Source organism: Lysinibacillus sp. FN11 (assembly GCF_024628845.1).
Taxonomy (GTDB): Bacteria; Bacillota; Bacilli; order Bacillales_A; family Planococcaceae; genus Lysinibacillus; species Lysinibacillus capsici.
This window is the reverse complement of the sequence record NZ_CP102383.1, coordinates 3425203-3441032: the sequence shown is the minus strand read 5'-3', so window position 1 is coordinate 3441032 and position 15830 is coordinate 3425203. Positions and strand designations below refer to the sequence as shown.

Here is a 15830-nt window from a genome sequence, read left to right as displayed (position 1 = left end):
CGAAAAGAAAGTGATGATGTTGGTGACTCAGAAAAGACGAAAGGTAGTTGTCGTAGGCGGTGGCATTACAGGCCTTACAGCTGCGTTCTATATGCAAAAAGAAGCAAGCGCAAAAGAATTGCCATTAGATATCGTACTTGTCGAGTCGTCATTACGTCTTGGCGGAAAAATTCAAACTCTAAGAAAAGATGGCTTTATTATTGAGCGTGGGCCAGAATCTTTTTTTGATCGTGAAAACTATGTCCATGCTTTAGCAAAGGATCTCGGGATCGAACAGAAACTATTAACAAGTAATGCGGGTCCAAACTATGTAGCTGTTGGTAGTCAGTTATATACAATACCTAGTCATCTCCTATCTGGAGAGACACCACATATCTCTTCATTCATAACTTCAGGCTTGTTCTCACTTAGTGGTAAAGTTCGTGCGGTGGGGGACTTTTTTATTCCCCGTTCTACACAGAATGACGATCAACCGTTAGGCGCTTTTTTTAGAAGAAGATTTGGTGCGGAGATTGTGGAAAATCTAGTAGAGCCCCTACTAGCGGGTACATTTGCAGGGGATATTGAGCAGTTAAGTATGAGTTCAACCTTCCCGCAGCTTTATAGTTTAGAACAACAATATCGTAGTTTGCTGATTGGTATGAAGAAGTCAGGCACGAATTTCTTAAGCAATCATCACATAGCTGAAAATAAAGGTATCTTTCAAACCTTTAGCAATGGCCTTGAAACACTCATTGAAAGTATTGAAGAATCCTTACTTCCGGGGACAGTGATGAAGGGTGTCAAAGTAGAGGAAATAGAGCATGGCAAGGATGGTTCAGTTCAGGTGATACTCAACAATTTTTCGCATATCAAAGCAGATGCTGTTATTATTGCCACCCCCTTTAATATGGCTGAAAAAATGTTTAGTAAGTTAAGTCTATTACATGAATTGGGCACAATGAAGGCTGCGACTATTGCAACCGTTACAATGGCTTTTAAAAAGGAACAACTCGGTGATTTAGACGCACTTTCTTTTTATGTCTCTCGAAATAGTGATTTTTCAATTACTTCCTGCACTTGGATGAATCGAAAATGGCCAGGTACTTCACCAGAGGATTATGTATTATTACGTAGTTATATTGGTCGAGTGGGCGATGAAGCGATTGTAGCGTTATCGGATACGGAGATCGAAAAAACCGTGCTACAGGATTTAGAGAAAACGATTGGTATCGATGGTGTACCTATCACAACTGTTGTAACACGTTGGAAAAATGCGATGCCACAATATACAGTTGGCCACGAGGCGAAAGTCCTTCGTATCAAGCAAGAATTACAAGAGCATTTTCCAACTGTAAAGCTTGCAGGAAGCTCGTTTGAAGGAATATCGATTCCAGAATGCGTACAGCAAGGTAAAAAGGTCGCCAATGAAGTATTAATGGAAATGTTCAAGTAATGCAAATCAGATAGTACAAACATTTATTATCAATGTTTGTACTATTTTTTATATTGTTACATGAAAAAGAAATAGCAAACTACAAAATAGTGGTTTGCTATTTCTACTAAAAACTGTATTGCTTAATAATGTCCTAACTCTAAGAAATTCGATGACATGACCAAACAATACCACCAGAGTTAGCGCCGCCTAGTGTAAGAGAAATAGTCAATCCATTGGCCTCATAGAACAAATCGATTGTATCTCCAGCATTTAAATTCACTTCTCCTGCTAAAGTAATTGTGCCATTTCCCAGAACTGCGCGTAAAGTTAATACAAGTGCCACATTGACATTTAGTACAGGGAACAAGCCACTAATTAAATTAGTAGTAGCATTTTGTCTAATTGCAAATGAAGGGTTTATTCCTGCTCCTAAAGTAACGCTAATAGCCGCAGCAGTGGAGTAGTTAATGGTTGCTTCAAAGGAATACCTACCTGTAGTTGGTACAGTGAAAATACCAGTTGTTGGATTGAAAGCAGGTGTTGTAAAGTATGGTGAAGTAACACTCCAGTTAGTGATTGGAGTAGATCCACTAACAGCCAACGTGTTTTTAAAGGCAGAGAATCCTTCAGTAAACGCAGGCCCCGTAGCGCCAGTAGCCCCAGTAACGCCGGTTACCCCAGTAGAGCCAGTAACGCCGGTAGCCCCAGTAGCCCCAGTAACGCCGGTTACCCCAGTAGAGCCAGTAACGCCGGTAGCCCCAGTAGAGCCAGTAACGCCGGTTACCCCAGTAGAGCCAGTAACGCCGGTAGCCCCAGTAGAGCCAGTAGCGCCGGTTACCCCAGTAGAGCCAGTAACGCCGGTAGCCCCAGTAGAGCCAGTAGCGCCGGTTACCCCAGTAGAGCCAGTAACGCCGGTAGCCCCAGCAACGCCAGTAGCGCCAGTAGCCCCGGTTACACCCGTAGAGCCGATAGCGCCAGTAGCGCCGGTCTCACCCGTAGAGCCAGTAACGCCGGTAGCCCCAGCAACGCCAGTAGCGCCAGTAGCCCCGGTTACACCCGTAGAGCCGATAGCGCCAGTAGCCCCGGTTACACCCGTAGAGCCAGTAGCGCCAGTAGCGCCAGTAGCGCCAGTAACGCCGGTAGCGCCGGTAGCGCCGGTAGCGCCGGTCTCACCCGTAGAACCAGTAGCGCCAGTAACGCCAGTAGCGCCAGTAGCGCCAGTAGCGCCAGTAGCGCCAGTAGCGCCAGTAGAGCCAGTAGAGCCAGTAGCGCCAGTAACGCCGGTAGCGCCAGTAGCGCCAGTAGCCCCAGCAACACCAGCAACACCAGTAGCGCCGGTCTCACCCGTAGAACCAGTAGCGCCAGTAACGCCGGTAGCGCCGGTAGCGCCAGTAGCGCCCGTAGGTCCAATTGCGCCAGTAGAACCAGCAACACCGGTAGCCCCAGTTACTCCAGTAGCGCCCGTAGGTCCAATTGCGCCAGTAGAACCAGCAACGCCAGTAGCCCCAGTTACTCCAGTAGCCCCAGTAACACCAGTAGCGCCAGTAGCGCCAGTAGCGCCAGTCACACCAGTAGCGCCAGTAACACCAGTAGCGCCAGTAGAACCAGCAACACCGGTAGCCCCAGTTACTCCAGTAGCCCCAGTAACACCAGTAGCGCCAGTAGGCCCAGTCTCACCCGTAGAACCAGTAACGCCGATAGCCCCCGTAGAGCCAGTAGGTCCGATTGCGCCAGTCACGCCAGTAGCCCCAGCAACGCCGGTAGCGCCAGTAACACCAGTAGCGCCCGTAGAACCAGCAACACCGGTAGCCCCAGTTACTCCAGTAGCGCCCGTAGGTCCAATTGCGCCAGTAGAACCAGCAACGCCAGTAGCCCCAGTTACTCCAGTAGCGCCAGTAACACCAGTAGCGCCAGTAGTGCCAGTAACACCAGTAGCGCCAGTAACACCAGTAGCGCCAGTAGAACCAGCAACACCGGTAGCCCCAGTAACACCAGTAGCCCCAGTAACACCAGTAGCGCCAGTAACACCAGTAGCGCCAGTAACACCAGTAGCGCCAGTAGAACCAGCAACACCGGTAGCCCCAGTTACTCCAGTAGCCCCAGTTACTCCAGTAGCGCCAGTAGGCCCAGTCTCACCCGTAGAACCAGTAACGCCGATAGCCCCCGTAGAGCCAGTAGGTCCGATTGCGCCAGTCACGCCAGTAGCCCCAGCAACGCCGGTAGCGCCAGTAGCGCCAGTAGCGCCAGTAGCGCCAGTAGCGCCAGTAGCGCCAGTAGCGCCCGTAGAACCAGTAGCGCCGGTAACGCCAGTAGCGCCAGTCACACCTGTACTACCAGTAGGTCCAGTTATCCCCCCAGTCGGTCCTGTAGGTTTCACTGGCCAAATTGGACAACTTGGAATTGGACCAGTTTTACAACAACAAGGAAATGAATGACACTTACTGCAAACTCTATCAATAAAATTTCCAAAATGCATAATCTCACCTCCTCTCTCAAATATCGTATTCTGATAAATGATAAGGGAGGTAGACACATAACTATTATTTACTTGTAAATAGAGAGTTATTTATAGATTCGTTGCAACTGTATTTAAGATAAATGGATGTTTATCCTGCGAATAGAAGATGAATCTTTTTAGATGGTAATTGATATTTTTTAAGAGTCATTTTGATTGATTGTTAAAATACGCTTGAAATATTCTTTATTGTGTAGAATTTTGGGGTCATTCGGAATAAACGAGCCTGCTAATTCATTATGGGCATGGGCTAGTTCATATTGTTGTAAGCGATCGTAAAGAACACAGAGCTGCAAGTGGGGTAGCCATGTAGAAAAGCTTTTGTTTTGAAAGGGGGCATTTGGCTTCTGTTTAATAACCAGAGCTTGCTCATACCAAAATATAGCTTCGTAATTTCTGGATTGTTCCATAAAGTGATAACCTAGGCGACAGCAGGCTTCTGGGCGGGGGATATCGTATTCAAAGCTTCGTATTATAGCACTGAAATTGTTTTCTATATCGTTTAAATGAGAATAGCAATCTGCTAATTTTAAGCAGGCACGAATATTATCTTCAATCCATCCTAATTTGGACGTTAAAAATAATTCATAATAATAAATAGCTTCCTCAAACAGGCCATGATCTACTAATTCATTAGCAAAATAAAATGTATCACGTGGTGATAGTGTTTCTCCCGTTTCAATCAGTTGTCTATAAATGGTAATATTGCGAGAGTGATCATGGGTTAACGGTAAATGGCTAACAGCAACATCACTATCAAACAACATACCACTCACTTCTAAATATTCATGAACTGCACCAATCCATTGAAATTGCTTTTCTCTTCTGACAAGGCGATATCTTCTTATTAATGCATCTGCGTTTCCCTCATGATCGAAACTTAAATGATAATTCATAGAAACAGCATCAATGTCGGAAGTAAGAGATGCTTTGAGTGCCTTGAATTTTTGGCGGTCTTCCTCTAAAAAAACATCGTCAGCATCAAGCCAGAGGATATATTCTTTTGTTGCTTGTTGAAAGGAAAAGTTTCGTGCTGCTGCAAAGTGATGTATCCATGTAAAATCAAAAATTCGGTCTGTATATTGTGCAACCACTTGCTTTGTACTATCTGTTGATCCCGTATCAACAATATTAATTTCATCTACTATATCTTTGACAGACTCAAGACATCGACCAATAACATCTTCTTCATTTTTTACAATCATACATAAGCTAATGGATATCATACTCTATTCCTCCTTACCATTATCTTTGTAATATATGTAAGGACGGAATTATTGGTTGGATGATTGAACTGTTAGAAGAATTGCGAGTCGGATATGTGAAATGTATTTTCATGGTTTGTCATAAATTTACCTTCCAAGTTTCACCCGAATTTCACAATTGTGAAGTATAGTAAAGGGGCAGAGGTGATAAAGTTGAAAAAATGGGCATTCTTCATTTTTTCGTTACTACAAATTATATGGTTAGCGGGTTGCGCTGAAAAGTCATATGAACCCATTGAAAGGGAACGAAGTTTTATAGCTTCATTAAACATACAAGAGCCATCATTAGATTTTATTGATGAGGATGGGAATATGCTTGCGACATGGTTATTTGATAAGGCTTATTCAGGGGCCATACTATTAGGAGATGACCAAGTTTTATTATATGGACACCAATTAAATAACATCGATGTCTATACAATATCCACCGGAGAAAAGCTCTATTCAAAAAAAGTAGAGATTGGTACGACCAATGTATACTACGATGACAACATCAAGCAATTTTTTATCACGAATAGTAAAACCAATACAGTGACAAGCTTTGATCAAGAAGGCAATCAGCTAGCTTCACAACAACTTGGCAATTATCCAATGTCAATGACATCGTATAGGGATAAACTATATGTGATTAATTTTAAAGATACAAAGTTATCTGTGTTAAATATGAAGGATTTAACGATTGAGCAAGAGTGGCCTATTCAAAAATCTGCTCATGGAATAGCTGTTCTAGAAGAAACACATGAGCTATGGGTAGGCGGTCATGGGGAAGGAAGTAAGCCAAATAGTTCTGTTAAAAAATATGATTTGACTACAGGTCAACTGCATGGCGAGATTGACATGCCTTTGATGCCAGTAGGATTAAAAAAGACCAAAGATGCCGTTCTTGTGGTAAGTCATGGTCACAACGAGTTATATGTGGCTGACTTTGATGGCCATATCAAGTGGCAGCAAGAGGTTGGGGCAAATCCCTTTGTAGTGGATCAATTTAAAGATTATATTGTTGTCGCTGGCTATGATGATCACACATTGTATTTTATAAAAGATGGCCAGAAGGAAAAAACAGTTGATGTAGGGAAAGGTGCTTTTCAGCTGTTAGTAAGGGAGGAATAATGATGACAACTGTATTAATAGTTGATGATGAGCAGGATATGCGTAATTTAATTGAAATGATGCTCAATAACTCTGATATAGAGACATTTACTGCCGCTAGTGGAACTGAGGCTTACGACGTAATAGTGCGTGAAAATATAGATTTAGTATTACTTGATGTAATGATGCCACATGAGGATGGTTTTGTTGTTTGTCAAAGTATTAGGGCTATGTCCAATGTGCCGATTATTTTTTTAACTGCACGTGATGCGAATGAGGATAAAGTGAAAGGTCTTACACTTGGCGGAGATGATTATATTGTTAAGCCATTTACACATGATGAACTCGTAGCCAGAATTTATGCTGTATTAAGACGAAGTGGTGCAAATATTACAGAACTACAGCAAAAGTACGTAATTTTTGGCTCTATTAAAATAGATGAAATAGCACGAAAAGTATCCGTTGATGGAAAGAGTATTCCACTTACTTTAAAGGAATTTGAACTCTTACACTTATTTATGAAAAATCCAGGAAACGCCTATTCGAGAGAGCAATTATTAGAACGCATTTGGGATATTGATTATGTTGGTGGAACACGCACGGTAGATACACATATTAAAACTTTACGAATAAAGCTTGGAAAGGATGCGGCTTCGCATATTCAAACCGTTTGGGGTGTGGGCTACCGCTTTGATCCTGGCGAATGAAAAAAATTGCCACGCGCATTTGGTTGTTAATTTTTGCTTTTTTAATTATTACTGTCGTCTTTATGTATGTTCTCACAAATTTTTTATATCAACGTTTATATGTACAGGATACAGAAGATACAATGGTCGAAGTTGGTTTGAAGCTACAAACAATGTATGACAATGGCAAGGTAACGGATGAATTTATTGCAGATATTGAAGAATTTAATGATTATTCCAATTTGAATATATTTGCGGTAAGGAATCCTCGTGAATTAAGCGCCTGTGTTCCATTTGATATCGATTATGAGACATTGATTGGTCCTGAGGAAAGACAAAAGTTATTAGCAGGAAAATATGTGCAAAAAATTGGGTACGAGCCTCGTTTTGATCGACAACTTATTTCGGTGGTTGTACCACTTGTTGATCAAAATCGATTAGAAGGTATTATTTATATTTATTTCCCATTGGCCAAAATTACTGAGTTGGCAAATAGTGGCGTTATTTTATTGTTTATTAGTGCCTTCATATTTTTAGTAGTTGTTAGCTATTTAATTTATAAAGGTATTCGACATATTATGCGACCATTAAACGATTTACAGCTTGCAGTAGAGCAGATGTCCTATGGGAATTATGAGACTCGTGTACCTGTCAATTCACGAGATGAAATCGGTAAATTATCTAGTACCTTTAATAAGATGGCAGAGGCAATTCAGCAAGAGGATGAAGCACAAAAAACATTCTTGGCAACAGTCTCGCATGAATTACGAACACCGATTAGCTATGTAAAGGGCTATAGCGAAGCCATGCAAAATGGTATCATCACAGAAGGTCAAAAAGAAGAAACCATTCAGCTAATCGTCCGTGAGGCCAATCGCATGGAACGCTTAACAAACGAATTACTTCAACTGGCAAGAACAGAAAATGAACAAACTGACATTGATTTATATCCAATTCCGTTAGGTGAAACATTACGAGAGGTTCAAAAAATCTTAACGCATCAAGCAAATAAAAAGAACATAACTTTATATTTAGATGTAGATGATGCTCTAATTATTGAAGCAGATGAGGTAAAATTAAAACAAATTTTTATAAACATTATTGAAAATGCGATTAATTACTCGCATGAAAATTCTAAGGTGGAAATTGTTGCTGCTGAAAAGGCTGGTAGTGCACAAATTACCATTAGGGATTATGGAATTGGTATTCCTGCGGAGGATTTAACCCATGTCACTGAACGATTTTATCGTGTTAACAAAGCTCGAAGTCGTGCGGACGGTGGTAGCGGACTAGGCTTATCGATTGTTGAACAGTTATTAAAACAGTTACAGGGAACGTTGGAAATTGAAAGTGTTGTTGAAAAAGGCACATCCGTGAAGATACGGTTGCCATTAATGGAGGATTAAAAGATGAAAAAGTGGTTATTTGCGCTAATAGCAGTCCCTACATTATTAGTAGGATGTGGAGAAAAAAAAGAGGCATTGCCAGAACCAGAAGTACCACAGATCCCAGAAGTTGAAATTTTAACACCAAAAGAAGTAGCACTCAATGAAACGATTGAGCTTGCAGCACATGTTGAACAAGGTGGAAAAAATGTCGATGATGCTGTAGTAGAATTTGAAGTTTGGGAATCAGGAAAACGTGATGAAGGACAAATGATTGATGGGAAATTAGAGCAAGACGGTGTTTATAAAGCAACGACTACTTTTGATCATGATGGTGTGTATTATATGTATGCACATACAACAGCTAACGGTGTTCATAATATGCCAAAGCAACAAATTATTGCTGGAAGCCCTGATATGACAAAGGTTGTCCCAGAAGATGAAAAAGCCAATAACAGCATGGATAATAACATGATGGATCATAATAATGACTCTTCAAATGATATGGATCATGAGGAAGAGAAAAAAGATGAAAAAAATCATCATTAAAGGCTTGCAATTTTTTTGAAATAGGAATATGATAATGACCAGATGACCGAAATGGTTTTCTGGTCATTTTTATTAAAGTGTACGAGAGATGTACATAACCTAACTAGAAAGGATGTTACTAATGGATCGTAGGCAGGAAATTCTTGAAGCAGCTGCAAAATCTTTTACATTGTTTGGCTACAAGGCAACAACAATGGAGCAAGTGGCGAAAATTGCCAATGTCGGTAAAGGTACGATTTATACATTCTTTGCAAATAAAGAAATTTTATTTCAAGAGATCGCAATGTCACTTGTACGAGAGATGAAAGCGGAAGCAGATGCAGTGTTGGATGCATCGGCAAGCTTTATGGATAATGCGCATAATGCTTTAATGAAAATGCTACAGTTCCGAGAAAAACATCTTTTATTTGCAAAGCTAATCGAGGAAGAAAAAGAATTACGAACACCAGCAGTTAAACAGGTGCTACTACGTATCGAGACTGAAATCTTATCGTATGTCGCAGAATTAATACAACGACGTATTAACAAAGGTGAAATTAGAGAGTGTGATGCGGAGCTAGTTAGTTACTTATTGCTGAAGGCATATCTTGCTTTTGTTGTCGATTGGCATGAGTTACACGGTGATGTAATCCCTGAAGAAAAGATACTTAATCTTTTTAAGGAAACAATCTTTCGAGGTTTGATTCTCACTTGATTCGACAAAATACAGCTGTATAAGTATTGAATTGAATCAAGTGCTCTTTTTGCAATATTATTGAGGTTGCTTATTTTTTTGAATGAAAATGACCAAATGACGTTTTCGGTCAAATAGTTTAGGAGTGAGGAAATTATATGATTAAAGCTGAGTGGCTGAAGATCTTTAAAACAAGAAAAATGCTTGTTTCAATCATTGCTGTATTATTTATTCCAGTAATGTATGCGGGTATGTTTTTATGGGCGTTTTGGGATCCTTATGCAGGGCTTCCTAATCTTCCAGTAGCTGTTGTTAATGAGGATACTGGTGCTGAGATGGATGGCGTTAAATTAGACTTGGGGGATACCTTGGTCGATAAATTGATAGATAGCGAGCAATTTAACTTTATAGAAGTTTCAAAAGATGAAGCTGAAAAAGGCTTAAATAGTCGTGACTATTATATGATTTTAGAAATTCCAACAAATTTCTCTGAACATGCAACAACACTATTAGATGACAAACCATCTAAATTAGTAATGAACTACATTCCAAACGAGGGATTGAACTTCCTTGGTGCTCAAATAGGTGAGACAGCAATGGATCGTGTACGCGCTGAAGTAAATTCTCAAGTATCAGCGACTTATGCTGAAAAATTATTTGATTCAATTGCAACACTTGGTGATGGCTTTACAGAAGCAGCAGATGGCTCAAATAAGCTAGATGAGGGTGCACAAAAAGTAGCGGATGGTGCAAAAGATTTAAAAGGATATTTGGAGCAACTAGCATCGAGCACAGTTGAACTATCAAATGGTACTGATAAATTAACAAAAGGTGCGGGAGATGCCGCAAAAGGCGCGAATGACTTATCTAGTGGTTTAGTCAAACTACAAGATGGTACTGTTCAATTACAACAAGGTGCACAGCAAGCTGCAAATGGAGCAACGAGCCTTGAACAGGGGATATCACAATATACACAAGGTGTTGCAAAAGTTGGTGCTGGTTTAAACACTTTAAACGACAAACAACAGCAAATTAGTGCAGGTGCAGCATCTATTGCTGAGAACGCTGGTGCATTGAATGGTGCAGCAACCCAATTAACAGCGGGATCTGCAAAAGTAGAGGCAGGCATTACAGCCCTATCAAATCAATTACAAACGATGATGGCTTCAATGCCTGAAGAACAAGCAGCAGCATTAAAACAAACATTAGCGGAACTACAGGCAGGTAGTGCTAGTGTGCATAACGGTTTAACATCTTTATCAGCTGGTACAGAAAAATTACAAGCTGGTGCCAATCAAGTAAGCTCTGGTGCAACTCAAATTGCAGCAGGTCAAGCAGAAGTGCTAGCTGGTGCGAATGCATTAACAGCTAAAAGTAATGCTTTATTGGAGGGTGCAAAAGGTCTACAAGCAGGTAATGCTACATTAGCTGCAAAATTAGGTGAACTACATGCAGGTGTGAATACAGCTGTAACAGGTTCAAAAACATTAGCATCTGGATTAAATGAATTAGCGAATGGTACAACAACATTAAATCAAGGTACTTCGACACTTGCTTCAAAATCTGGTGAGCTAGCACAAGGATCTGCAACACTTGCAGATGGTTCTACAGAGCTTGCAGATGGTACAGCTACTTTATCTGGTAAATTAGGTGAGGCTAGTGAAAAAGCAAATGAAGTCAAAGCAAATCAAGACACGTATGATATGGTAGGTAGTCCAGTTGAAGTTGAAAAAGAGTCTGTAAACCATGTTCCTAACTATGGTACAGGTTTTGCACCGTACTTTATTTCTCTAGGTTTATTCGTAGGTGCATTATTAATTTCAATTGTGTTCCCACTTGTTGAGCCTGCTATTCGTCCTAAAAACGGGGCATCTTGGTTTACAAGTAAAGTGACTGTACTAGCAGTCGTAGGTTTAGTGCAAACATTACTAACAGTAGTTATTGTCAAATGGGGTCTAGGACTCGAAGTGAATAACATGGGCTACTTTATTTTAACAGCCTTATTAACAAGCTATGTATTTTTAGCCTTAATTCAAATGCTTGTTTCGATCTTTGGTGACCCTGGTCGTTTCATGGCAATAGTTGTACTAATTTTACAATTAACAACAAGTGCAGGTACATTCCCATTAGAATTAATACCTTCACCATTACAAGTATTTAACAAGCTATTACCGATGACATATACAGTTCAAGCATTTAAATCCAGTATTTCTACTGGTGATACATCATTCTTAATGCAAAACTATGGTGTTCTAGCTGGTTTCTTAGTAGCATTCTTAGCAATCACATTTGGTTACTTCATGCTACTGCACAATAAACGTTACTCTAAAGTAGCTGAAGAAAACTAATCATGAAGCACTCACCCAATGTAGGTGAGTGCTTTGTTGTTCATAGGGGTTATGTAATAATTCTTCCGCCTCAAAAGACATAAATAAAAACAAAGCGATCTATAGAAATTTTATGAAAAAAGAGTTTGAATTTGCATTGAAGGCTATTTACTTTTCAGTGGGCGAGTAGCGAGCTGCTCCCTCTGGACGCTGGCAGAACAGAAATCCCCTTTCCTTGTCAAACGGTCTTTCTCTGCTAGTGATTGTCTTTTTTCAACAATAAAAAACAACAGCTGATATGAGCGTATCAGCTGTTGTTTTTTGTAAGTGTAAGAGATTTAATTAAGGGTTCATCAAAATATGATGAAGGGTGTCATGATTGCTACGTGTGGGGCACGTATATGACTATATCAGAATAGGCAAATGCTTATAGGTGGTTACATTTTTCACAAGTGTTGCTGTAGCATTCGCTTTGTTCTTCCATTTTTTCACCGCACTCAGTACATTGCTTAGCAGGTAAATTCTTGAAAAATTCAACTACGTTTTCTAACATTGTGGACTCCTCCTTTAAGTTCATCTGTACTATTACTGTTTTGATATTTTCTAGTGTATTATAACAGATGCTTTTCGTCAACACAAAATGCCTAATTTACGGTAAAATAAATATGGATATTTTGTGAAGGAGGAAACGTGAACTATGATTTTCGTTGATAATAAAGGGATCCATGATCCACGTATTAATCTTGCTATTGAGGAGTATTTGTTAAAAACAATGGACGTTGAGAAAGAGCCAGTGCTCCTTTTCTACATTAATCAACCGTCTATCATCATCGGTAAAAACCAAAATACGATTGAAGAAATCAATACAGACTATGTAGAGGACAATGGCATTATTGTTGTGCGCCGTCTTTCAGGTGGTGGTGCTGTTTATCATGATTTAGGCAATCTTAACTTCAGCTTTATTACCAATGATGATGGCGATAGCTTTATGAACTATAAAAAATTCACACAACCAGTTGTTGACGCTCTAGCAAAAATGGGTGTGAATGCAGAGCTCTCAGGACGCAATGATATACTAGCAGAGGGACGTAAAGTTTCAGGAAATGCTCAGTTCTCTACAAAAGGACGTATGTTCAGCCATGGTACATTGATGTTTGATACAGAAATTGATGCGGTTGTCTCTGCTTTAAAGGTCAAAAAAGATAAAATCGAATCAAAAGGTATTAAATCGATTCGCTCACGAGTAGCAAACATTTCAGAGTTTTTAAAAGAGCAAATGACAGTTGAGGAATTCCGTCTTGAAATTTTGAAATCCATTTTTGGCGGGGAAGAAAACATTCGTTATTATGAGCTAACTGAAGATGATTGGGCGAATATCCACAAGCTATCAGAGGAACGCTATCAAACATGGGAGTGGAATTTTGGAAAATCACCACGCTTTAATATTCAAAAAACACATCGATTCCCAACAGGAGGCATTGATATTCGTCTAGAAGTAAATCATGGTGTGATGGAAGAAGTGCATATTTTTGGAGATTTCTTTGGTGTCGGTGATATGGCTGATATAGAACAGCGCTTAGTTGGGATAAACTATGACAGAGCGGCTATTGCTAAGGCATTAGCAGACATTGATATCCCTACATATTTTGGTGGAATTTCAACTGAGGACTTTTTACAATTAATTTATTAAGGAAAATACGGTTTCATGTAATGTTTTAGCCTAAAGGTTCGCTGACAATTATGTCGTCGAACCTTTTTTTGATACAATATAGAAAGAAAGGAGTGTTGATATGGAAAAGCATCGAATATTCATAGTTGAAGATGATGTTAAGATTGCATCATTACTAGCGGAAACGCTTAGAAAATATCAATACGAAGTTGCAACAATTCAAGAATTTGATCATCTTATAGAAGAATTTACAGCATTTAATCCACATATGGTGCTGCTTGATATAAATTTACCCGCTTACGATGGCTATTATTGGTGTCGCCAGCTACGTCAGCATACAACATGTCCGATAATTTTCATTTCTGCACGCTCAGGAGAAATGGACCAAATCTTTGCACTTGAAAATGGGGGCGACGATTTTATTACAAAGCCTTTTAACTACGAAATTGTGTTGGCTAAAATCCGTAGTCATCTACGCCGTACATATGGTGAATATGCAGCAAGGCAAGAAGAACGGACAATCAAGCAAGGACAGCTTGTACTTCATTTAGAAAGAATGGAGCTACATAAAAATGATTTAGAAATTCCACTTCAGAAAAAAGAATGTATCATCTTAGAGCTACTGATGGGCAATGCACCGAAAGTCGTTTCACGTGAGCAATTGTTAGAGGAGCTTTGGGACGATCAAGCATTTGTCGATGAAAACACTTTGAATGTGAATATGACCAGAGTTCGAAAAAAGTTAGCGGATTATCATATATCGTCAACAATCGAAACGGTACGTGGTGCAGGCTATCGATTCATATTAAGTGCAGGTGAGCTATAGTGGGCTGGAAGCTTTTTTTACGTGATTATGCATCATTTATCGTGTTCCAGCTCTTATTAGTTGGGTTCATCATGGTTATCTATGCATTAGACGGTTTCCGAAATATTGATACGGCTATTTATTCCTTTTGTATTAGCCTTGTGCTATTAGCATCCTTTTTACTTGTCCGCTATTTAATGCGGCAACGCTACTTGCTGAAGATAACTCAGCTTCCAACCGCAATGGAGGATGTGCTACAAAAAAACGCAAAAACGCCAGAAGCTATGCAAACCGAGAAGTATATGCATGAATTGTATCGACTTTATCAACATGAGTTGCATGCTTTATATGCAAGTCAAAAAAGGCATGATCAATTTATGAACCAGTGGGTCCATCAAATGAAAACACCTATTTCAGTGATTGAATTATTATTACAGGATGACCGACCTCTTGATAAAAAGAATGTTCAGGAGGAAATCGATCGCTTGCGTAGAGGATTGGACATGGTACTTGTTAATGCACGCCTAGAAAATTTTGAGGATGATATGCAAGTAGAGCGAGTTGCGCTAAAAGGTATTGTAACTGCAACTGTTAATGAAAATAAACGTTTATTTATTACGAAAAGAGTTTTCCCGGAAATTCATATTGAGGACGATCTCATTGTTGCCAGTGATTCAAAATGGCTTCGTTTCATTCTTGGACAATTTATCACCAATGCAGTGAAATACACGTTTGAAGCCAATAAAAAAATTGTTATTTCTGCCATTGAAAAGGATGACTATGTACAACTTGCCATTTGTGATGAGGGTATTGGGATTCCAGCTTCCGATCTTTCTCGTGTTACAAAAGCCTTTTTTACTGGCGAAAATGGGCGAAAAACAGGTGAATCAACTGGAATGGGCCTTTATTTAGCCAAAGAAATCTGTGAAAAGCTAGGGCATGAGCTGGCTATTACATCAGAGGTAGGAAAAGGGACGATTGTGACAGTAACATTTACAAATTAGGGGGCACTAGGATGGTAGAGGTACGTATAGAAGATTGGAAACTAACGATTGATAAGGAGAAAACAAATGCGCTTTATATGACACATCTGCAAGCGGGAGATCCATTAGCCTATCAAAATTTTATCCTGGCAAATGAAAAGTTAGATGAAGAACTACTGCATTTTTCAAAGAGCCTTGGGTTAAACTTACAGCAACCAACAGTATTGAATGCTTTTCCTGTAGACGGTCAACAGATTATGTATAGTGGGTATTATACTGTATGTGGGGAAATCGTAGAGGGAGAAACGGATGCTTGGGATGTGATTATTGGGGAGCATTGCTTTAGTTTAGTAGAGGAAGAGTCAATAATGGCTTTAACAGAGCCTCATTTTCACATTGGTTTTGAGGTCGTTTTACAGTGGCTTTTACCTCAATCCTTAGAATTAATGAAGAAATAAGGTGAATGA

The 15830-nt window shown here is 39.9% G+C and carries 14 protein-coding genes; 11 read left to right on the top strand and 3 right to left on the bottom strand.

Translation table 11 applies throughout. The annotated features are described in order from the left end of the window. Positions 1-13: 13 nt before the first annotated feature. Positions 14-1435 carry a protoporphyrinogen oxidase gene (gene hemY, locus NP781_RS18150; RefSeq protein WP_257520520.1) on the top strand — a complete coding sequence of 474 codons (1422 nt, stop codon included), beginning with the start codon at positions 14-16 and terminating at the stop codon, positions 1433-1435. Between the two features lie 139 nt (positions 1436-1574). Here hemY and NP781_RS18145 read toward each other — a convergent pair whose 3' ends face one another. Beyond that, complete coding sequence (locus NP781_RS18145; RefSeq protein WP_257520519.1) at positions 1575-3893, bottom strand: beta strand repeat-containing protein; 2319 nt, start codon at positions 3891-3893, stop codon at positions 1575-1577. Between the two features lie 179 nt (positions 3894-4072). After that, complete coding sequence (locus tag NP781_RS18140; RefSeq protein ID WP_257520518.1) at positions 4073-5158, bottom strand: glycosyltransferase family 2 protein; 1086 nt, start codon at positions 5156-5158, stop codon at positions 4073-4075. A 183-nt stretch (positions 5159-5341) separates the two neighbouring features. Between NP781_RS18140 and NP781_RS18135 the strand changes: the two genes are divergently transcribed. The 6 genes from NP781_RS18135 to NP781_RS18110 all read left to right on the top strand — a co-directional run bounded on the left by NP781_RS18135 (position 5342) and on the right by NP781_RS18110 (position 11927). Next, positions 5342-6307, top strand: coding sequence for a YncE family protein (locus tag NP781_RS18135; protein WP_257520517.1), 966 nt, complete (start codon positions 5342-5344; stop codon positions 6305-6307). A gap of 2 nt (positions 6308-6309) precedes the next feature. Then, complete coding sequence (locus NP781_RS18130; protein WP_004230448.1) at positions 6310-6993, top strand: response regulator transcription factor; 684 nt, start codon at positions 6310-6312, stop codon at positions 6991-6993. Next, on the top strand, positions 6990-8378 hold the full coding sequence (locus NP781_RS18125; protein WP_257520516.1) for a sensor histidine kinase: 1389 nt from the start codon (positions 6990-6992) through the stop codon (positions 8376-8378). Before NP781_RS18130 ends, NP781_RS18125 begins: the two co-directional genes overlap by 4 nt. 3 nt (positions 8379-8381) lie before the next feature. Then, the gene (locus NP781_RS18120) at positions 8382-8906 is read left to right on the top strand and encodes a FixH family protein (protein ID WP_221681161.1); all 525 of its coding nucleotides are present in this window, start codon (positions 8382-8384) and stop codon (positions 8904-8906) included. A 121-nt stretch (positions 8907-9027) separates the two neighbouring features. Beyond that, positions 9028-9600, top strand: coding sequence for a TetR/AcrR family transcriptional regulator (locus NP781_RS18115; protein WP_009373269.1), 573 nt, complete (start codon positions 9028-9030; stop codon positions 9598-9600). A gap of 137 nt (positions 9601-9737) precedes the next feature. Continuing rightward, a complete protein-coding gene (locus NP781_RS18110) occupies positions 9738-11927 on the top strand; it encodes a YhgE/Pip domain-containing protein (protein ID WP_221681162.1) in 2190 nt (729 codons plus the stop codon). Positions 11928-12333: 406 nt separating this feature from the next. Here NP781_RS18110 and yhfH read toward each other — a convergent pair whose 3' ends face one another. Continuing rightward, entirely contained in the window at positions 12334-12459 is a 126-nt protein-coding gene (gene yhfH / locus NP781_RS18105; protein WP_004230455.1) for a protein YhfH, read from the bottom strand. A 144-nt stretch (positions 12460-12603) separates the two neighbouring features. Here yhfH and NP781_RS18100 point away from each other — a divergent pair, with 144 nt between their 5' ends. From NP781_RS18100 to NP781_RS18085, 4 genes are all read left to right on the top strand, one after another. Further along, positions 12604-13596: a lipoate--protein ligase gene (locus NP781_RS18100; protein WP_257520515.1), complete on the top strand. Its 993-nt coding sequence runs from the start codon at positions 12604-12606 to the stop codon at positions 13594-13596. Positions 13597-13696: 100 nt separating this feature from the next. Then, entirely contained in the window at positions 13697-14401 is a 705-nt protein-coding gene (locus tag NP781_RS18095; RefSeq protein WP_004230457.1) for a response regulator transcription factor, read from the top strand. After that, positions 14401-15384 carry a sensor histidine kinase gene (locus NP781_RS18090; protein WP_131521120.1) on the top strand — a complete coding sequence of 328 codons (984 nt, stop codon included), beginning with the start codon at positions 14401-14403 and terminating at the stop codon, positions 15382-15384. The genes NP781_RS18095 and NP781_RS18090 overlap by 1 nt, the downstream gene beginning before the upstream one ends. An 11-nt stretch (positions 15385-15395) precedes the next feature. Continuing rightward, positions 15396-15821, top strand: coding sequence for a hypothetical protein (locus tag NP781_RS18085; RefSeq protein WP_257520514.1), 426 nt, complete (start codon positions 15396-15398; stop codon positions 15819-15821). Positions 15822-15830: the final 9 nt, after the last annotated feature.